Genomic DNA, 20,425 nt, shown 5'->3' with positions numbered 1-20,425 from the left:
AACCCCGCAATTTTTCCCGTAATAAGCAGAAGATACCATGCTGGGCAAGATAGCTACTCCGGAAATTCCGTTAGGACTCTGCAGCCCCAAGCTGCCGCTCCAAACTCTTGGCCAGCATCGGCTTGAGGTAATGCCCGGTGAAGGACCCATCCACCTTGGCCACCTGCTCCGGAGTACCCTCGGCCACGATCTCGCCGCTGCGGACGCTGCTTATTCGAAGAGCGATGGCAGGTAGATTATCGCCAGAATGGTCACCACCGAAAGCGCGAAAAGCAGCCATGCTCCGCCGCGCAAGGTTTGGGCCTTCTCCTCGCCAGAGAAGCGACCGTGCTCGCCAAGGTCCAATGGCTCCGGACTATCGACCTGCCGTCGGTATGCTCGGTGAACTCTCATGCCAGTCACCATGGCAACGAACAGGATTGGCGTGACCTTCCAGACCCAATCCCCGAAAATTGCGGAGAGGACGAAATTTACCAGCACCAACGGCACTACGGCGAAGAGCACCAACGCCTTGCCGCCCCCGCCCCCTCCGCTGTAACCGCTCATTATTCGGCGGCTTCTTTCTGTCGTTCCAGCATCGGCTTGAGGTAATGCCCGGTGAAGGACCCATCCACCTTGGCCACCTGCTCCGGCGTACCTTCGGCCACGATCTCGCCGCCGCGGACGCCGCCGCCGGGGCCGAGGTCGAGGATGTGGTCGGCGGTCTTGATAACGTCGAGATTGTGCTCGATCACCACCACCGAATTGCCCTGGTCCACCAGCCGGTGCAGCACTTCGAGGAGCTTGCGGACATCCTCGAAATGGAGGCCCGTGGTGGGCTCGTCCAGAATGTAGAGCGTCTGGCCGGTGTTGCGCCCATCCCTTTTGCTCAGCCCAAGTCCTGCGGGATGAGGCTGTCCACGTTCTTTACCGCGACCGCCCAGGAATAGAGCGCTTCGGCCACGAAGGCGCGGAACTGGCGGGAGTCGACCGTCACTTCCTCGACCTTGCCGCCCGCAAAGCAGGGCAGGCCGTCCTTGATCATCAGTTCCTGCAGGCGGGCTTCGCGGCCCGAGCCGGCCTCTTCCTTCATCATGGCGAGCGCATATTCGGGGCGGATCTGCACGGCACAGCTGGCGAACCAGAAGAGATCGTCGGACAGGACGCGATCCTGATTGCGCCGTTCCTCGCGGGCCATGAAGTCGGCGCGGATTTCGGGGTTGAAGGTTATGCTGCGGTTGATGACCAGATCGGGTGCGTATTTGCGCAGGACCTGCTCGTAAATCTCGCCGCGATCGTAATCCGCCCGGCAAATGTTGTTGCCCCTGATGTCATTGACGATGACGGGATTGCATTTGCCATAATAGGGGGTGTCGGGAATCGGCGGGAATATGGTGCCGTAGCAGCCGCTGTTGCGCAGGATATGCTCATGCAGCGCCCTTTCCGCCTCGCCCGATTCCGGCTTGCCGTCGACAATGCGGCGCAAAAGATCGGGCCTGGGCAGATCGGCGCAGCGGGCGAAGCGATCGACCTCCGAGGCGATCTGGCGCGAGACCACGGCCGAGAGCCCATCATCCTGGAGGGTGACCGGCGTCTCCTCCCCCTCGCGCAGGGGGACGCCGGTGACGACGATATCGTCTGCCGGGGTTTCCCCCTCATCCTGCGCCGAGGCCGGCAGCGCGGCGATCAGGCCGACGGGAAATAGCGCGAGGCGAATGAAACGAAGCATAACCGGAACCTCCAGTCGTGGCTGCCCAAGCAATCAGCTTGCCAATGACGCAGTAATATATCCTCATAAATGGCGTTTTTGAAAAGCCATTATCGAAATGACAGGCGAATTTACTTTGCGCACGGGATGGCAGAGGTCGGCATCACTGCAGGTGCCGGGAAGCATTCGCAGGCGGGTGGTAACGACAGGTTCCAGTTCGCGCCGCGTTCGATGCTTCGGCGGGGTGAGAGGCCCGAACGGTGCTGCGATCTTGGTTGGATTTTCTAGTCGAGGTCGGCGGGGAGCAGGCTATCGACCCGCCTGACGGCCACGGCCCAGGAGTAGGCGGCTTCCGCCACGAATGCGCGGAACTGGCTGCGATCCACGGTCACGTCGGTCACCTTGCGCCCTTCAAAACAGGGAAGCGCCTCGGAGATCATCAGCGACTGGTAGCGCACCTCCCGCTCGGACCCGGGTTCCTCGTCGAGCATCTGCAGCGCATATTCGGGACTGAGCTGCACGGCACAGGCTGCGAACCAGAAATAGTCTGCGGACTCCCGACGAAACTGGTTGCGCTCTTCTTCGCGGGCCATGAATTCCGCGCGGACCGCCGGATCGAAGGTAGCGCTGCGGTCGAACGTCAGATCGGCTGCATATTTCCGCAGCACTTGTTCGTAAATCGCGCCCCGATCATAGTGGGACCGGCAGATCGAACGACCGTCGGGCAGCGGGTGGGGATTACATTTCCCGTAATAGGGCGGATCGGGATAAGGCGGCATGAGGAACATTCCCCCGTAACACCCCTGGTTACGCATCATATGCTGGTCGAGCGCCTTGCGTGTCTCACCGGTCTCGGGATGACCATCGACAATGCGGCGCAGAAGGCTCGGGCGGGGCATATCCGCGCAGCGCGAAAAGCGGTCGGCTTCGGACGCCAGCTGACGCGATACCGTTCCGAATACACCGTCATCTTCGGTCTTGATCGGCGGATCGCCGTCTACCGTGGTACCTTCGACAACGATATCGCCAGCAGCAGTCGCTCCATCGTCGGGTTGCGCGAATAGAGGCATCGCAACCATCGAAATACTTGAAACGAGAACGAGGCGAAAGGTGCGAAGCATAGGCAAGACCTCAAAGGCGGGGGCCTTCTTGCCCTCTCGTCTTACATCATCTTTCCTGAACTGAAAAGATCACGCCCGGCTCTTTGAAAACCTTGCTCCAAAGGTGCTTTTACTTTCGGCGATTTAAGCAAGACCCGCCACATCCTCCGCAGCATGTTTCGTGCGAACGCAATTTGGTAAAACGAGGTCTTGCTGAAATGCGCTAGGCCCTACCCCGCAGCCTCCCGCTGCTTTTTGGTCTTCGCCTCTGCTGGCTCTGCCTGAGCGCGTTCCAGCATCGGCTTGAGGTAATGCCCGGTGAAGGACCCTTCCACCTCGGCAACCTGCTCCGGCGTGCCTTCGGCCACGATCTCGCCGCCGCGGACGCCGCCGCCGGGGCCGAGGTCGAGGATGTGGTCGGCGGTCTTGATGACGTCGAGATTGTGCTCGATCACCACCACCGAATTGCCCTGGTCCACCAGACGGTGCAGCACTTCGAGGAGCTTGCGGACATCCTCGAAATGGAGGCCCGTGGTGGGCTCGTCCAGAATGTAGAGCGTCTGGCCGGTGCTGCGCTTGCTGAGTTCCTTGGCCAGCTTCACGCGCTGCGCCTCGCCGCCTGACAGCGTGGTCGCCTGCTGGCCGACCTTGACGTAGCCCAGCCCCACCTCGTTCAGCATGTGCATCTTGTCACGGATCGGGGGGACATTCTCGAAGAAGCCTTCCGCATCCTCGATCGTCATGTCGAGCACGTCAGCGATGGAGTGGCCCTTGAACTTCACCTCCAGCGTTTCGCGGTTGTAGCGCTTGCCGCCGCATTCCTCGCAGGTGACGTAGACGTCGGGGAGGAAGTGCATCTCGATCTTGATCAGGCCGTCGCCCTGGCACGCCTCGCAGCGGCCGCCCTTCACGTTGAAGCTGAAGCGGCCGGGCTTGTAGCCGCGCGCCTGCGCTTCGGGGAGGCCGGCGAACCAGTCCCGGATCTGGGTGAAGGCGCCGGTGTAGGTGGCCGGGTTGGACCGCGGGGTGCGGCCGATGGGCGACTGGTCGATCTCGATCACCTTGTCGCAATGGTCGAGGCCGGTGACCTTGTCATGCGCGCCCGCGACCACGCGCGCGCCGTTGAGCGTGCGCGCGGCCGAGGCATAGAGCGTGTCGATGGTGAAGGACGACTTGCCCGAGCCCGAGACGCCGGTGATGCAGGTAAAGGTGCCGAGCGGGATGCTGGCGGTGACGTTGTTGAGATTGTTCGCCCGCGCGCCATGCACGGTGAGCTTCTTGCCATTGCCCTTGCGGCGCTTGGCCGGGACCTCGATCGCGCGGCGGCCGGTGAGATAGGCGGCGGTGAGCGATTTCTTGTTCCTGAGCACCTGTTTCAGCGTGCCTTCGGCCACCACCTCGCCCCCGTGGACGCCCGCGCCGGGGCCCAGATCGACCACGTAATCGGCAGTGCGGATCGCGTCCTCGTCATGCTCCACCACGATCACCGTATTGCCGAGATCGCGTAGGCGCTTGAGGGTTTCGAGCAGGCGGTCGTTATCGCGCTGGTGCAGGCCGATGCTGGGCTCGTCGAGCACGTAGAGCACACCCGATAGGCCAGAGCCGATCTGCGATGCGAGGCGGATGCGCTGGCTCTCCCCGCCGCTCAGCGTACCGCTGGTGCGATCGAGGTTGAGATAGTCGAGCCCGACATTGTCGAGGAAGCCCAGCCGCTCGTTGATTTCCTTGAGGATGGCGTGGGCGATTTGCTTCTGCGTGTCGCCCAGCTTTTCGGGGAGCGCGAGGAACCAGTCCTTCGCATCGGCCACGCTCATCTTGGTGGGGGTGGCGATATCTGTCGCATTGTCGGGCCCGCCGACCTTCACGCTGAGCGCCTTTTCATTGAGGCGCTTGCCATGGCAGGTCTCGCACGGCTGCGCGGTCTGGAACTTGGCCAGCTCCTCGCGCATCCAGGCGCTTTCGGTCTGCAGCAGGCGGCGGTTGAGATTGCCGATGACGCCTTCGAAAGGCTTCTTCACCGTATATTGCTTGCGCCCGTCCTTGAAGGTTAGCGGGATGGCGCGGCCCTTGGTGCCATAGAGGATGATGTCGCGGATTTCCTTGTCGAAATCCTCCCACGGCGTGGTGAGATCGAACTCATATTCCTTCGCCAGGCTGGCCAGCACCTGCATGTAATAGGGGCTTGGCGGATTGCTCTTCGCCCAAGGCACCACGGCGCCCTTCTTCAGGCTCAGCGCCTCGTTCGGGACGACCAGTTGCGGGTCGAACAGCTGCTTTTCGCCAATACCGTCACAGGTCGGGCAGGCCCCCTGCGGCGCGTTGAAGGAGAACAGGCGCGGTTCAACTTCCTCGATGGTGAAGCCCGAGACCGGGCAGGAGAATTTCTCGGAGAAGACGATGCGGTTAGCAGGCAGACCCGCCCCCTTCATCGCGCCGCCAGCTTCGCCTTCTTCCTCGCGCCCCGGCACCACGCCATCGGCAAGATCGACATAGGCCAGGCCATCGGCTAGCTTCAGTGCCTGCTCGAAACTGTCGGCCAGGCGCGTTTCGATGCCCTCTTTCACGGCAAGGCGATCAACCACCACCTCGATGTCATGCTTGAACTTCTTGTCGAGCGCAGGCGCTTCCTCGATCCCGTACATCTCGCCATCGATGCGCACGCGGGTGAAGCCGGCCTTTTGCCATTCGGCCAGCTCCTTGCGGTATTCACCCTTGCGCCCGCGCACGACCGGCGCGAGCAGATAGAGCCGCGTGCCTTCGGGCAGCGCCATGACCCGGTCGACCATGTTGGACACGGTCTGCGCCTCGATCGGCAAGCCGGTGGCGGGCGAATAGGGAACCCCCACCCGCGCCCACAGCAGACGCATGTAGTCGTAAATCTCGGTCACCGTCGCCACAGTCGAGCGGGGGTTGCGGCTCGTCGTCTTCTGCTCGATCGAGATGGCGGGGCTGAGCCCGTCGATATGCTCGACATCGGGCTTCTGCATCATTTCGAGGAACTGGCGCGCATAGGCGCTCAGGCTTTCGACATAGCGCCGCTGCCCTTCGGCATAAATCGTGTCGAAGGCGAGCGAGCTTTTGCCCGAACCGGACAGCCCGGTAATTACGATCAGCGCATCGCGCGGCAGGTCGATATCGACGCCCTTGAGATTGTGTTCACGCGCGCCGCGGACGGAGATTTTCGTTAGTGCCATAAAGGAGGCGTGTTCCTGTTCTGTTCGAAACTGTCAAGAGACGTTGCCGTCGCCGCGTTGAAAGGTCTTCAAGACCCGAAGCGAGAGCCGTGACGTGCAAACAATATGGAACGCGCTTCGCCAATTCCAACCAGAGAGCCGCACGAAGTTTCCCGGACTCGTCTGGCCGGACGATTGAACACGATCAGCCCCCCATCTGTGGCCCAGATACGGTGAACTGAGGACCCAATCGGTCCCGCGAACCGTTCTAAAGACACATATGGCCATCCCGATGCAACTTTATTTCGCTCGATTGGATGAGCTACCCGGGAGGCGAAATCGCGTCTGACCGGCAGCATACTACAGTTATACGAGGCGCACCGCAAAATGTCAGAACAGAACAAGCGAGAGAGCACCGCGCCGACCGATATCTCTTCCCTTCGTCCCGCCGCCAAGAATTCGCTACAGAGCGAGCGGCTGAAGAAATTGATGGAAGAACTCGATCGGCCGCTGGAAAACGAAAAATGGACGTCGACCCCGCATGCAGGCGAGCAGAAGAATGCGCTCGGCCTGATCGGGCGTATCCGCAGGCATCGTCGCCATCGTGACGAGCTCAAGCGAGCCCGCCGCGCCGCGTCGAAGGTCTACAGCGTCAAGCCGAAGCTATCGACGCGCAAGCGCGCTTCGCTGATGATGGGCGTCGGCGCGATGAGCCTGGGTGCCTTTACCGGCCCCGTGCAGAAGTCGCGCGCTCCTGCCAGCGAATTCTCGATGGCGATCACACCGCAGGACGAAGTGCGCAAGCCCGCAGCGCTGCTGAAGGCGAGTGAAGAGTTCAAACAGGCGCTGATCGAGGAAGAAGGCGTGCGATACACCGTGTATCGCGACGTAGCCGGTTATCCGACAGTCGGCGTCGGCCACCTTATCCGTCCCGCAGATAATCTGCGCGTTGGCGACCGCATCAGTGACGAACAGGTAATCGACTTTCTCGAGAGCGACCTGATCACTGCCGAACGCGGCGTACGCATCCTTGTTGGCAACCTTCCGTTGCATCAGCACGAATTCGACGCCCTGCTCGATCTGGTCTATAACGTCGGCCTCGGCAACGTCTCGGAACGGGAAAGTCCTCGCCTGAACGCAGCCATCGCGAATGCCGATTACGAAGCGATCGCGGCGGAGCTTGATTACACCCATGCCGCCGGCCGTGTGGCCCGCGGACTTGAGTTCAGATCCGAACGCCGTGCCCAGATTTTCATGGACGCAACCTACGAAGATCCGCGGGAAATTGCGTCGACCATCTCGTGATAGGGGTTCGGCATGAATTGCCGCCTGTTCTTCGCCCTTCGGCCGCCCGCTCCAGTTCGCGAGAGCTTGCTTTCGCTTATGGAGCAGGTGAACGGCGCGCGTTGGCAGGATGACGATCAACTCCACCTCACCTTGCGTTACCTTGGCGAAACAGATGAACGAACAGCCGAGGATATAGCCGATGCGGCGCGCCACATAGCCTTCTCTCCCTTCGATATATCTATTGAAGGATGTTCCTATTTCGAAAAGAAGGGCGTTCCGAGACAGCTATATGCCAGGGTACGGCCGGATGACCGGCTATTGGCGCTGCACAAAAAGCTCGATCGCATTTGTGTGAAATGCGGCATCGAGCCCGGACGGCGAAAATTCGTGCCCCACATTACGCTCGCACGCCTCAATCAGGGCAGCGGCCCTCTCGGTACATTTTTGACGAGGCATGGGGCGGTAAACCTTGGCCCCTGGCGTGTCGACGACTACATATTGTACGAAAGCCATCTCCGCGAGCAGGGGTCGCTCTACGAACCACTTTGCACTTATTCCGCACGGATAAAATGATTCTACTTTCCCGCCTGCCCCTGTCTCTCTTCGTCGCCGCCATGACCGGCGCCTGCTCCCCTGTGTCGAGCGACACGAATGCGCAGACCCCCGCGCGCCAGAATTTGCTGACGACGGTGGAGGCAAATGCCAGCGCCGATCCGGCTGAAAGCTGTCTGCTGATGGCGTGGTCGGAGCAAGAAGATACGGACATCGAATTCGATCGCGCGAACGATACCGTAAAGGGCGGCGCTATTTCCTGCGCCACTGGCGCCACCCCCAGCCAGTTCGAAGCGGCGATTTCCGCGCTGCGCGATGCCGCGAAAAGCGGGAACAAGGCTCGCATTCTGGACCAGTTGGGCATTCCTTTGCTCTACATCTCGCAAGATGGAGAGCGGCAGGAACTCAGCCGCGAGCAGATCGACGCATTGTTCGACGACGTGTTCGACGCGCGCATGCTCGACTTGCTCCAGCGGCTCGACCTGTCGAAGATGACGGTCGAAAAGGACCAGGGTGCTTTTTTCGAACTCGGATCTCTCTGGCTGGTCGTCGACGAGGACGGCCATCCCCGCGTGATGACCGTCAATCGCCAGGCCCTAGACGAAGCGGCCGTGGCGGCACGCGATCAGGCAGAGCGTGGCCAGGGCGAACGGATCGACTGACTGTCGTTCGCAGAGTGCCATCTGCGCTTGGCCGCGACAGACTTGCCCTTGCGCTTCAGTCCTCGTTCAAGCAAGCTGATCACAATGGCAACCAATTCGCGCATCCGCGCATTCGTAAATCGAATTCAGCAAAAATACGGAGAGACCATGAAGGCCCACATTCTGGCCACAACTGCCGCAGCCGCCCTTCTTTCAGCCTGCACCACAGCTCCTGGAGGAGAAATGGACCCCATCGCCGACGCCGCCGTAGACGCGGGCATTTCCATCCCCAAGGGCACTGGATACTTCGCTTCCGACAGCGATCTGCCGTTCCAGGCTCCGAACTTCGATGCGATCTCGGAAGATGATTACATCCCGGCATTCGAACAGGCGATGCGCATCCACAAGGCCGAGATCGAGGCGATCAAGGCCAATCCCGCTCCGCCGACATTCTCCAATACCATTGTCGCGCTCGAGAAATCAGGCCGCATGCTGGGCCGCGTCAGCCGCGTATTCTTTGCCCTCACTGGCACCAATACCACCGACCGCCTCGACGAGATTAACACCGAGATCAGCCCCAAGCTGACCGCCCATGGCGACAGCATTACGCTCGATCCCGTGCTGTTCCAGCGTGTGAAGGCCGTCTACGATAATCGCGCCGCGATGAGCATGACGCCCGAAGACGCCAAGCTGCTCGAAAACACCTATGAGGGCATGGTCCACGCAGGCGCGCTTCTCACCGAAGCCCAGCGCGAGCGGGTAAAGGCGATCAACACCGAACTGACTACGCTGACCACCGAATTCGGTCAGGAAGCGAAAGCCGCCATGGCCGACCAGCCGGTCATCTTCGATAATCGCAGCGATCTTGCCGGCCTGTCCGAGAGCGACATCAAGGCAGCCGCCGATTTCGCCGCCGAGAAGGGGTTCCCGGGAAGGTACGCCCTCGCCCTGCAGAACACCACGCAGCAGCCCTCGCTGCCGAGCATGGAAAACCGTGCCGCGCGTGAGAAACTGTTCATGGCAAGCTTCCACCGCGCCGATGGCACCACCGATTTCGATACGCGTCAGCTGATCGCAGAAATCGCCGAGCTTCGTGCCGAGAAGGCCTCTCTCTTCGGCCAGCCCGACTGGGCAACCTACGCGATGTGGGACCGCATGGCCGAAACGCCGAAGACTGCGCTCGATTTTATGGAGCAGATGGTGCCCGCCCTCGCCGCTACGCAGCGCCGCGAAGCCGCGATGCTGAACGCCGCGATCGAGGCAGATGGCGGCAATTACGAAGTGAAGCCGTGGGACTGGTATCGCTATGCAAACCGCATCAAGGCCGAACAGTTCGACCTCGATGAAGATGCGATGACCGAGTATTTCCAGCTCGACAAGGTGCTGGAAGACGGCGTGTTCTACGCTGCGGGCAAGCTCTACGGCCTGCGCTTCGAACGCCGTACCGATCTGCCGGTCTATCATCCCGATGTGTGGACCTACACCGTGTTCGATCGCGACGGCAGCGAGCTGGGCCTGTTCTACTTCGACCCGTTCCAGCGCCCGTCGAAGCGTGGCGGCGCCTGGATGAGCAATTTCGTGGACCAGAGCTTCCTGTGGGACACCAAGCCGGTGATCTACAACGTGCTCAACATCCCGAAGGCACCGGCGGGCGAACCGCAACTGGTCAGCTTCGACAATGTGAACACCATGTTCCACGAGTTTGGCCACGCGCTGCACGGCTTCTTCGCCAACCAGCGCTATGAAAGCCTCTCGGGCACGGCCACGGCACGCGATTTCGTGGAGTACCCGAGCCAGGTCAACGAGATGTGGGCAACCTATCCTGAAGTGCTGTCGAACTATGCCAAGCACTACCAGACCGGCGAGACCATCCCGCAGGCGATGATCGACAAGATCGAAGCCGCCTCGAAGTTCAACCAGGGGTACGATTTCGGCGAAACCGTCGAAGCTGCGCTGCTGGACATGAAGTGGGCCGCTCTTTCGAAGGAAGAGGCTGCTGCTCTCGATACGCCGGCCAAGGTCGATGCGTTCGAGCGCAATTCGCTGAAGGAGCTCGGGTTGGAAATCGATCTGGTTCCGCCGCGCTATCGCAGCACCTATTTCAACCACATCTTTAGCGGTCCGACAGGCTATTCGGCCGGTTACTACAGCTATCTGTGGACCGAGATGCTCGACCGCGACAGCCGCAAGTGGTTCATGGAAAACGGCGGCCTGACGCGCGCCAATGGCGATCACTATCGTGAAACCGTGCTCAGCCGCGGCGGTACGATGGATTACTTCAAGATGTTCGAAAACTTCGCCGGTCGCGCGCCCGACGTGACCCCGATGCTCGAAGCTCGCGGCCTGATCGCCGGCGACGAAGCAGCGGACAGCGAAGTCTCCGACGGTGCGTTGCCGGGTTCGGCAACCAATTAAGGGAATTCAGCGGGGCAGGCGTTTGCGCTTGCCCCGCCATTCCAGCGATAAGCGGTTGAGGACCGCCAGATCCGCCCTTCCAGCGACGCAATCCTCACCAAGGGATATAGCGTCCTCCAGCACCCGTTCGGGTGCGTTTTTGTATGCGGGCGAAGCGAGGTGGTCGCTCCATTTCGCGCCCACAGCATTGTCCAGCAGGATGCGCTGAAAACAGTGATCCAACCGCACGGGCCAGCCGCGCTCTGCCGCGCAGGCGGGCATACGCTCTCGAGTGAGGGCAAACCATTGCGCAACCAAGGCGTTTCGTTCCATGCCGGAGCAACGATCTGCGTCCGGGCCAGTGCCGGACAACACCGGCCGTCAGCTGCAGGTTACATTTTCGCGCGAATGCCGACGAAAGCCCCCCTGCCCGCCGTGCCATAACCGGAAACGGTCTGGTATTCGGCATCGAAGACATTCTCGACCCGCCCGAGTATCTCCAGTTTTTCGTCCACCGCTATGGCGGCGCGCAGGTCCAGCACCTCATAGCCGTCCAAACGAGTTAGGTTCGCCGGATCGTCGTAACGCGGCCCGCTGATGCGCAGGTCCGCTCCCAGATCAAGACCGAAGCCAGTCCGGTAATCGGCAAACAGCGTCCCGAAGTGTCGCGGACGGCGTACGAGATCGAGACCGGTCTCCCGGTCCTCGCTATCGACAAAGCTATAGACACCGGCCAGCCGCAACCCTTCGACCAGATCGATACCCGCTTCCGCCTCAAGACCTTGCGCCCGTGCACGGCCAACGTTCTGGTATACGCCGAACTGGCCCGGAGTGCAGATGGCCGGAGCGCCCGCGCCGAAGCAGGAGACATAGCCGATAAGATCCTCGCTATCCCGCCGGAAACCAGTCAGCGCCAAAAAAAGCCCGGCTTCCGGCTGGCCTTTCTCTACCCCCAAGTCGACGCTGGTGCTGCGCTCTGGCGCAAGGTCCTGATTCCCATAGTCAGAATAGAGCTGGTAGAGGGTCGGGGCCTTGAAGCCTTCTCCCACACTGGCCCGAAGGCGCAAGTCGCCGCTCATCCGGTAGCTGACATCGCCGCCGAAGGTCGCTTCGGTTCCGAAGTTCTCATGATCGTCGACCCGGCCCCCTGCGTGGGCAGCAAGCGGCCCCATAACCCAGCCCAGTTGCGCATAAACGCCAGTCGTCTCGACTTCTGCCGCGCCATCCGTGCTGGTGCGGTACTCACTCCATTCGTGCTCTCCACCGAAAGCCGCGACAAGACCGCCAAGCAGACGATACTCCCCGCGCAAGGCCAGGCGCTGGCTGCGTCCGTCGCTGGCGAAGGTTTCCAGCCCTTCGCCATTGCGGTTTGTCCGTTCGGTATCGGCTAGGCTGTAACTGCCGCGCAGGGTCAGGTCATTGCCGTAGTATGCAAGACCGACATCGCCCCAATGGCGTGTGGTTTTCTGCGTGTCGGCGCTGTCCACCAGTCCATAGGGCGGCGCGGAAGAAAAGCCGTCGATCTCAAGGTCGCCTTCGCTGAAATTGGCATGGGCGAAAGCTTCCAGGCTATCGGTCAGATCGACGAAAGTGACCATGCCGAGCGCCATCTGGCGAAATCCGTCTTGCTCGGCTCCGTCTGCAGCGGCGGAGAAACCGTCGGTGGAAAACCACGAGCCGGTCAGACCGTAATAAACGCCATCGCCATCAACGCCCGCCGAAGCACTGGCAAAAACAGTGTCGCGCGCACCATACTCCAAGCTGCCCCGCGCCCCCGTTTCCGTGCGGGTGGAGATATCCATCACGCCCCCAACCGCGTCCGATCCCCAGATCGTGCTATTGGACCCGCGCAGAATATCGAACTTGTCGATGGTGCCGGTCAGTAAATTGCCGAAGTCGAAACCGCCTGCAGGCGATGCCGGATCGGACACGCGCACGCCGTCGACGAGCACCAGAACCTGCTCAGCATTGGCGCCGCGAATGTTGACGCCGGTTACGCCGCCAACTCCACCATTGCGCGCAAGCGATAAACCCGGAACGCGGCGCAGGACGCGGGTGGGGTCGGCACCCTGCACGCTTTCGATTTCGGTTTCCGATATTACGGTCACTGCCTGGCCGGTGTTGCGGATATCGGTGCCGAGACCATTTGCGGTCACCGTGATCGGCGAAACGACCCGGTCGGCGAACACTACGGGAGCTGTGGCGACAGGGGGTGCCTCGTCCTGCGCGTCAACGATTTCGGCAAGCGCCTCTTCAGTAGATTCCTGTGCCTGTGCTGAAACCGAGAATGCCGAAACAGTAATAAGAAACAGATATTTATTCACAAAAGCTCCAATCAGGCGCAAACTGCCGAGAGCGAAAGCCCCATGGCCCAGCCCATTGTCGCGCGCCTTTAGGTGGCCCCTTCAAGGCTGACAAGCGCTGGTAATGCCGCTCGCCGCCAGCGCGTGGTTAACAGGCACTAAACCAAGCTGCGGAACTCCTCTTTAGGTCGTTTCATCCTATAATCTAATGCATGGGGATCGCCGGTGGGGACCGGCAGATCAGGGAGATGAAGGATCTATGCCCATTCGATTTGCGCCCGCGCGCAATGCAGCAATTTCGCCGCTTGCAAGAATCCTGAAACGTGGCCCGCTTAAGCTCGCGGCCAATGATCATGACAGGATAATCCCAGAGATGAGAAACACGACAGAAGACGCCCTGCGCCATTTCGCCGTTCACGGACTGCGTGCGGCCAAGGTCGCTCTCGGTAATGCCTCCGCTGCTGCTGCGGCGGCGCATGACGAGGATTATCGTTACTGGCTGGGGATCTGCCGCGAGCTAGACGCACCCGCTGCCGCCCGCTTCGAAGCCGGCAGGGTCCTCGCCGAAACACGCCTTCTGGGCTGATCGCTTGCGGACATCGCCGCATGTGCCTGCGCTGCGCAACGTGAAACCTCATTTTTCGCGCAATCCGGAACCGGAGTTACCCTTGGACGTCTGATAAGCATCGCTCCAAAACCTAAGCCTTATTGCAATTGCAAACCATTTGCAAAGATAGTTTGCGAGCTCAGCCCCTTAGTGGTTGCAATCCCTATTTCGCGGGCCTAGGTCGCAGTCCGAACACCGGGCGCGCGCACCCACGCGGGACAGGCGTCGCGCCATAGCGGTCCAGGCATCACCGTCCCGCGAGGCTCGTAAAGGACGCATTCCCCTATGGCACGCAAGAAGATCGCGCTTATCGGTTCCGGCATGATCGGCGGCACGCTCGCCCATCTCGCCGCGAAGAAGGAAATGGGCGACATCGTCCTGTTCGACATTGCGGAAGGCATGCCGCAGGGCAAGGCGCTCGATCTGAGCCAGTGCGGCCCGGTCGAAGGCTTCGACGCCAAGATTACCGGTTCTAACGATTATGCCGACATCGCCGGTGCCGACGTCGTGATCGTAACTGCAGGTGTGCCCCGCAAGCCCGGGATGAGCCGCGACGACCTTCTCGGCATCAACCTGAAGGTGATGAAGTCGGTCGGCGAAGGCATCAAGAACAACTGCCCCGACGCTTTCGTGATCTGCATCACCAACCCGCTCGACGCGATGGTCTGGGCGCTGCGCGAATTCAGCGGCCTGCCGCACAACAAGGTCGTCGGCATGGCCGGCGTGCTCGACAGCGCGCGCTTCGCGACCTTCCTTGCATGGGAATTCGATGTTTCGGTGAAGGACGTGAACGCCTTCGTCCTCGGCGGCCACGGCGACACCATGGTTCCCGTAACCAGCTACACCACGATCAACGGCATCCCGGTCAACGATTTCGCCAAGATTAAGGGCGTCGATCAGGGCCGCATCGATGAGATCGTGGATCGTACGCGCAAGGGCGGCGGCGAAATCGTCGGCCTGCTCGGCAACGGCTCGGCTTATTACGCCCCCGCCACCAGCGCGATCGCGATGGCCGAAGCTTATCTCAACGACAGCAAGCGCATCCTGCCCTGCGCCAGCTATGTCGAAGGCAAATACGGCCTCGACGGTCTCTATGTCGGCGTCCCCACCGTGATCGGCGCGGACGGTACCGAGGAAGTCATCGAGATCGAGCTTTCGGACGAAGAGAAGAGCAACCTCAAGGTCTCGACCGACGCGGTCGAGGAACTGCTGGCGGCCTGCAAAGGTCTGGATAGCTCGCTGGCGTAAATGGACCAAGAAGACCTCATCGACGCAACGGCAATCGTCAGTCTTCGATTTGTCAGCGAAACGGGAGAGGAACGCTTCGAGACATACACTGGTCGGATAGCGGCTTTCCAACCCAGCGATAAATATGAAAGCCTCGAAGACGGAAGTTCTACTGACGTCATGCTTTTCGAATGCCACGATGGTGAGGTCAGAAAATACCCGTTTGACCCCAGCGTATTTGAACCCGCTAATCCCGGATTTTATGAACTGAACGATGGCGCGACTATTGAAAATCCGGATTACATTATTGAGTGGCGCGTAACTGAGCCAGTGAAGCACTAAGGAAACGGTATGAGTATCCTCGTAAACAAAGACACCAAGGTCATCACCCAGGGTATGACTGGAAACACCGGCACCTTCCACACGCAGCAGGCGCTCGATTATGGCACGCAGATGGTTGCGGGTGTGACGCCAGGTAAAGGCGGCACCGATCATATTGGCCTGCCACAGTTCAACACCGTCAAGGAGGCCAAGGCCGAAACCGGCGCGACCGCATCGTGCATCTACGTGCCGCCGCCATTCGCAGCCGACGCAATCCTCGAGGCGATCGACGCCGAGATGGAACTCATCGTTGCCATCACCGAAGGCATTCCGGTGCTCGACATGGTCAAGGTGAAGGCCGCCCTCACCGGCTCCAAATCGCGGCTCATCGGCCCGAACTGCCCCGGCGTTCTGACGCCCGGTGAATGCAAGATCGGCATCATGCCCGGTTCGATATTCAAGAAGGGCAGCGTCGGCGTGGTTTCGCGCTCGGGCACGCTGACCTATGAAGCCGTCCACCAGACCACCATGGTCGGCCTTGGCCAGACCACGGCTGTCGGCATCGGCGGCGACCCGGTCAACGGCACCAATTTCATCGACGTGCTCGACCTCTTCCTCGACGACGACGATACCAAGTCGATCATCATGATCGGCGAAATCGGCGGCAGCGCGGAAGAAGAAGCCGCAGCCTTCATCAAGGAACAGGCTGCCAAGGGCCGCAAGAAGCCGATGGTCGGCTTCATCGCAGGCCGTACGGCGCCTCCGGGCCGCCGTATGGGCCACGCCGGCGCCATCGTTTCGGGCGGCCAGGGCGGCGCGGACGACAAGATTGCGGCGATGGAAGATGCGGGCATTCGCGTCTCGCCTTCGCCCAGCGAACTCGGCACCACGCTCGACGCGATGCTGAAGGAACTCGCCTGATCACGCAGCGCGGAAAGGTTTTCTCCTCCCCGGGAGCCTTCCGCGCCGCCGAGGCATTGGCAGTATGAGCCGACACGCAGGTCGGCGCGAAAGGTGACCCGATGGGTAACGAGAGCCAGAATTTTCTGCCCGAGATGGGCGACCAGGAAGGTCCGCAGCAGGGTCCAAGCTGGGGTAACCCAAGCTGGCTGCAGCAAGTGGTCGACAGCGATGCGGATCTGACCGCAGCGCTCGATCCCACGCAGATGCGGATTGCCGTAAAGCAGGCGGCGGAAAAGGCTGGAAAGGCTGCCGATCCCAAGGCGATCGAACAGGCAGCCGACGACAGCATCCGCGCGATGCTGCTGGTGCGGCTCTACCGTGTGCGCGGGCATCTTGCTGCCGATCTCGACCCGCTGGGCCTGTCGCATCGCGACATTCCCGAAGACCTCACGCTCGAATGGCATGGCTTTCAGGGTCAGGAAGACCGCGAGGTTTATGTCGGCGGCGTATTCGGTTTCGAATGGGTCACCGTGGGTGAGCTTTACCGCGTCCTGCGCGAGACATATTGCGGCAAGGTCGGTCTCGAATACATGCATATCTCGGATACGGAGGAACGCCGTTTCCTCCAGGACAAGTTCGAGACGCCGGAAGACACGATCCAGTTCACCGAGGAAGGCAAGCGCGCCATTCTCGCAGCCGTGATCCGCGGCGAGCAGTACGAAAAGTTCCTCGGCAAGAAATACGTCGGCACCAAGCGTTTCGGTCTCGATGGCGGCGAAAGCATGATCCCGGCGCTGGAAGCCGTCATCAAATACGGCGGCCAGCTGGGCGTGCGCGAGATCATCTACGGCATGGCCCACCGCGGCCGCCTCAACGTGCTCGCCAACGTCATGGGTAAGCCCTACAAGGTCATCTTCCACGAATTTTCGGGCGGTTCGTCGAACCCTGACGATGTCGGCGGCTCGGGCGATGTGAAATACCACCTCGGAACCAGCACCGACCGTACGTTCGATGGCATCGACGTGCACATGAGTCTCGTGCCCAACCCCAGCCATCTCGAAGCGGTTAATCCCGTCGTGCTCGGCAAGAGCCGGGCACAGCAGGCGATCCGGGACGATCTCAAGAAGCATGAGCAGGTTCTACCCGTGCTTCTCCATGGCGACGCGGCCTTCGCGGGCCAGGGTATCGTGTGGGAGTGTCTCGGCTTCTCGGGCGTGCGCGGGTACAATACCGGCGGGTGCCTGCATTTCGTCATCAACAACCAGATCGGCTTCACGACCAGCCCGCAGTTTGCGCGTTCATCACCCTACCCCAGCGATGTGGCCAAGGGTGTTCAGGCGCCGATCCTTCACGTTAATGGCGACGATCCGGAAGCGGTCACCTTCGCCTGCAAGCTGGCAATCGAATATCGCCAGACCTTCGGCCGCGACATCGTGATCGACATGTGGTGCTATCGCCGCTTCGGCCATAACGAGGGCGACGAACCCAAGTTCACCCAGCCGGTGATGTACGATGAAATCCGTAAACACCCCAAGGTTAGCGAGCTCTATACGAAGCGGCTCGAAGCCGAAGGCGTGATCGACAAAGGCTATGCCGACGGCCTCTGCGCGGAATTCAACGAACATCTCGAGGAAGAATTCACCGCATCGAAGGACTACAAGCCGAACGAGGCCGACTGGTTCGGTGGGCGCTGGGCAGGCATGAACAAGCCGGCCGATCCCGAAACGGCGCGCCGCAATGTGGATTCGGGCATCGACAAGAAGCTGTTCGATAGCCTTGGCCGCACGCTTACAAGCGTGCCGGACGATGTGACAATTCACAAGACGCTCGGCCGTGTGCTCGACGCCAAGCGCGAAATGTTCGCCAGCGGCGAAGGTTTCGATTGGGCGACAGGCGAAGCACTCGCCTTCGGCAGTCTGGTGACCGAGGGTTTCGGCGTCCGTCTTTCAGGCCAGGATTCGGGCCGCGGTACCTTCAGCCAGCGCCATGCAGTCTGGATCGACCAGCAGGATGAGGGTAAATATATCCCGCTCTCCACCCTGCCCCACGGGAAGTTCGAGGTCTACGACAGCCCGCTTTCTGAATACGGCGTGCTCGGCTTCGAATATGGCTTTGCCATGGCGGATCCGAAGAGCTTGGTGATGTGGGAAGCGCAGTTCGGCGATTTCGCCAACGGCGCGCAGATCATCATCGACCAGTTCATTGCCGCCGGCGAAGTAAAATGGCTGCGTGCAAATGGCCTCGTCCTGCTGCTGCCGCATGGTTACGAAGGTCAGGGGCCAGAACATAGCTCGGCACGTCTCGAACGTTTTCTGCAGCTCTGTGCAAACGACAACATCCAGGTCTGTAACATCACAACTCCGGCGAACTACTTCCATGTTCTTCGCCGCCAGATGTTGCGGTCTTTCCGCAAGCCGCTGGTCATCATGACCCCCAAATCGCTCCTTCGCCATCCGCTGGCGAAATCGAGCGCCAAGGAGTTCATGGACGATCATCACTTCATGCGGATCAAGTCGGATCTGACCGAGATCGAGGACAGCAAGGTCAAACGCCTCGTCCTGTGCAGCGGAAAGGTCGCCTACGATCTCATGCAGCGCCGCGACGAAGCTGAAATGGATGACGTTTCGATCGTGCGTATCGAACAGCTTTATCCTTTCCCGGGCGAACCGCTGGCTGCGCGTCTCGAACGGATGACCAATCTGGAAACCATCGTGTGGTGCCAGGAAGAGCCGAAGAACAACGGCGCATGGTTCTTCGTCGATCGCCTGATCGAAGAAGCCGCGACCAAGGCCGGCAAGGATGGTATGCGTCCCTGCTATGCCGGCCGCGAAGTCGCCGCATCACCTGCTACCGGCTTTGCCAGCCGCCACCAGATCCAGCAGGAAGCACTCGTGAATATCGCGCTCGGCTTGAATGACGGCGACAATTCCGCCGCCACCAGCACGTGCAATTGATTGAGGCCTGAAAAGGAACATTAAGCCATGGCCACAGAAGTCAAAGTCCCGACGCTCGGCGAGAGCGTAACCGAAGCCTCCATCGGCGAACTGCTGAAGAATGTCGGCGACGCGGTTGCAGTCGACGAGCCGATCGTCAGCCTGGAAACCGACAAGGTCGCCGTTGAGGCACCTTCACCAGTTGCCGGTGTGATCAAGGAATTCAAGGTCGCGGTCGGCGACACTGTCGAAGTTGGCGCAGTACTAGCTGTTGTTGAGGAAGGCGCTGCGCCGTCAGCTTCTGGCAGCGAAGCTGGCCGCGCCAAGGAAGAACGCGAAGAAGGCCAGAAGGAACGCGAGGAAACACCCGCTCCCGCAGCATCGTCGGATGCATCGCAGACGCTTTCGCCTGCAGTGCGCCGCGCCGTCCTGGAACACGGTGTCGATCCTTCCACCATCAAGGGCTCCGGCAAGGACGGCCGCCTGACCAAGGAAGACGTGATCGCGGCTGCCAAGGCGAAGGGCGACAGCCCGGCACCTGCTCCATCGGCGCCTGCCCCTGCCCCGGCTCCCGCTGCAACCGGCGAACGCCGCGAGGAACGCGTAAAGATGACGCGCATGCGTCAGACGATCGCCAAACGTTTGAAGGGTGCGCAAGACAACGCAGCCCTGCTCACGACCTTCAACGATGTCGACATGTCTGCCGTCATGGAGGCCCGCGCCAAATACAAGGACATCTTCGCCAAGAAGCACGATATCCGTCTCGGCTTTATGGGTTTCTTCGCCAAGGCCGCCTGCCTTGCACTGAAGGACGTGCCCGCGGTCAATGCATATATCGAAGGCGATGAGATCGTCTATCACGACTACGTGGACATCTCGGTCGCTGTCAGCGCGCCCAATGGCCTTGTCGTCCCGGTCATCCGCGACGCGCAGGACAAGGGCTTTGCGCGTATCGAAAAGGACATCGCGGATTTCGGCAAGCGCGCCAAGGAAGGCACGCTGACGATGGAAGACATGAAGGGCGGTACCTTCACCATTTCCAACGGCGGCGTTTTCGGATCGCTGATGTCGACCCCGATCATAAATCCGCCGCAGAGCGCCGTGCTCGGCCTCCACCGCATTGAGGATCGCCCGGTCGTCGTAGACGGCGAAATCGTCATCCGTCCGATGATGTACATCGCCCTGTCCTACGACCACCGACTGATCGACGGCCGCGAGGCTGTCACCGCCCTGAAAATCATCAAGGAAGCGATCGAAGATCCGACCCGGATGCTGATCGACCTCTGAGGAAAGACAC

Annotated in this window: 16 protein-coding genes and 1 pseudogene; 10 read left to right on the top strand and 7 right to left on the bottom strand. The window is 60.9% G+C overall.

Features of this window, described 5'->3' with window-relative positions; all coding sequences use genetic code 11:
• Positions 1-210: 210 nt before the first annotated feature.
• The 5 genes and pseudogenes from ACYQ0G_RS01820 to uvrA form a co-directional block, all read right to left on the bottom strand.
• The gene (locus ACYQ0G_RS01820; RefSeq protein ID WP_460098636.1) at positions 211-546 is read right to left on the bottom strand and encodes a hypothetical protein; all 336 of its coding nucleotides are present in this window, start codon (positions 544-546) and stop codon (positions 211-213) included.
• Positions 546-854 (bottom strand): annotated as a pseudogene (locus tag ACYQ0G_RS01815) (excinuclease ABC subunit UvrA); the annotation flags it as partial. The pseudogene ACYQ0G_RS01815 and the gene ACYQ0G_RS01820, both read right to left, overlap by 1 nt.
• Before the next feature lie 14 nt (positions 855-868).
• Positions 869-1,708, bottom strand: coding sequence for a hypothetical protein (locus tag ACYQ0G_RS01810; protein ID WP_460098634.1), 840 nt, complete (start codon positions 1,706-1,708; stop codon positions 869-871).
• A gap of 263 nt (positions 1,709-1,971) precedes the next feature.
• Positions 1,972-2,808 (bottom strand): hypothetical protein, encoded by an 837-nt coding sequence (locus ACYQ0G_RS01805; protein WP_460098632.1) that lies wholly within the window; start codon positions 2,806-2,808, stop codon positions 1,972-1,974.
• Between the two features lie 209 nt (positions 2,809-3,017).
• Positions 3,018-5,981, bottom strand: coding sequence for an excinuclease ABC subunit UvrA (uvrA, locus tag ACYQ0G_RS01800; protein WP_460098631.1), 2,964 nt, complete (start codon positions 5,979-5,981; stop codon positions 3,018-3,020).
• A 366-nt stretch (positions 5,982-6,347) separates the two neighbouring features.
• Here uvrA and ACYQ0G_RS01795 point away from each other — a divergent pair, with 366 nt between their 5' ends.
• The 4 genes from ACYQ0G_RS01795 (at position 6,348) to ACYQ0G_RS01780 (ending at position 10,855) form a co-directional block, all read left to right on the top strand.
• Positions 6,348-7,265, top strand: a complete 918-nt coding sequence (locus ACYQ0G_RS01795; RefSeq protein ID WP_460098630.1) for a lysozyme — start codon at positions 6,348-6,350, stop codon at positions 7,263-7,265.
• A 12-nt stretch (positions 7,266-7,277) separates the two neighbouring features.
• On the top strand, positions 7,278-7,820 hold the full coding sequence (gene thpR, locus ACYQ0G_RS01790; protein ID WP_460098628.1) for an RNA 2',3'-cyclic phosphodiesterase: 543 nt from the start codon (positions 7,278-7,280) through the stop codon (positions 7,818-7,820).
• A complete protein-coding gene (locus ACYQ0G_RS01785; protein ID WP_460098626.1) occupies positions 7,817-8,461 on the top strand; it encodes a hypothetical protein in 645 nt (214 codons plus the stop codon). The genes thpR and ACYQ0G_RS01785 overlap by 4 nt, the downstream gene beginning before the upstream one ends.
• A gap of 147 nt (positions 8,462-8,608) precedes the next feature.
• Positions 8,609-10,855 (top strand): M3 family metallopeptidase, encoded by a 2,247-nt coding sequence (locus tag ACYQ0G_RS01780; protein WP_460098624.1) that lies wholly within the window; start codon positions 8,609-8,611, stop codon positions 10,853-10,855.
• 6 nt (positions 10,856-10,861) lie between these two features.
• On the opposite strand, the gene ACYQ0G_RS01775 is transcribed toward ACYQ0G_RS01780, so the two are convergent.
• Together ACYQ0G_RS01775 and ACYQ0G_RS01770 are read right to left on the bottom strand one after the other, a co-directional pair.
• Complete coding sequence (locus ACYQ0G_RS01775) at positions 10,862-11,152, bottom strand: GCN5-related N-acetyltransferase (protein WP_460098622.1); 291 nt, start codon at positions 11,150-11,152, stop codon at positions 10,862-10,864.
• 74 nt (positions 11,153-11,226) lie between these two features.
• Positions 11,227-13,158 (bottom strand): TonB-dependent receptor plug domain-containing protein, encoded by a 1,932-nt coding sequence (locus tag ACYQ0G_RS01770; protein WP_460098621.1) that lies wholly within the window; start codon positions 13,156-13,158, stop codon positions 11,227-11,229.
• A 352-nt stretch (positions 13,159-13,510) separates the two neighbouring features.
• On the opposite strand from ACYQ0G_RS01770, the gene ACYQ0G_RS01765 reads away from it, so the two are divergent.
• The 6 genes from ACYQ0G_RS01765 to odhB all read left to right on the top strand — a co-directional run bounded on the left by ACYQ0G_RS01765 (position 13,511) and on the right by odhB (position 20,415).
• Positions 13,511-13,723 carry a hypothetical protein gene (locus tag ACYQ0G_RS01765; RefSeq protein ID WP_460098619.1) on the top strand — a complete coding sequence of 71 codons (213 nt, stop codon included), beginning with the start codon at positions 13,511-13,513 and terminating at the stop codon, positions 13,721-13,723.
• 306 nt (positions 13,724-14,029) lie between these two features.
• Positions 14,030-14,992 carry a malate dehydrogenase gene (gene mdh, locus ACYQ0G_RS01760; protein ID WP_460098617.1) on the top strand — a complete coding sequence of 321 codons (963 nt, stop codon included), beginning with the start codon at positions 14,030-14,032 and terminating at the stop codon, positions 14,990-14,992.
• A complete protein-coding gene (locus tag ACYQ0G_RS01755) occupies positions 14,993-15,313 on the top strand; it encodes a hypothetical protein (RefSeq protein ID WP_460098616.1) in 321 nt (106 codons plus the stop codon).
• Between the two features lie 9 nt (positions 15,314-15,322).
• Positions 15,323-16,213, top strand: coding sequence for a succinate--CoA ligase subunit alpha (sucD, locus tag ACYQ0G_RS01750; RefSeq protein ID WP_404678925.1), 891 nt, complete (start codon positions 15,323-15,325; stop codon positions 16,211-16,213).
• Positions 16,214-16,314: 101 nt separating this feature from the next.
• Positions 16,315-19,149, top strand: a complete 2,835-nt coding sequence (locus tag ACYQ0G_RS01745) for a 2-oxoglutarate dehydrogenase E1 component (protein WP_460098614.1) — start codon at positions 16,315-16,317, stop codon at positions 19,147-19,149.
• Between the two features lie 27 nt (positions 19,150-19,176).
• A complete protein-coding gene (gene odhB, locus ACYQ0G_RS01740) occupies positions 19,177-20,415 on the top strand; it encodes a 2-oxoglutarate dehydrogenase complex dihydrolipoyllysine-residue succinyltransferase (RefSeq protein ID WP_460098612.1) in 1,239 nt (412 codons plus the stop codon).
• Positions 20,416-20,425 lie beyond the last annotated feature (10 nt).

Source organism: Qipengyuania triglochinis, from assembly GCF_054655615.1.
The sequence above is the reverse complement of the archived record's forward strand: the minus strand, read 5'-3'. Positions and strand labels throughout refer to the sequence as shown.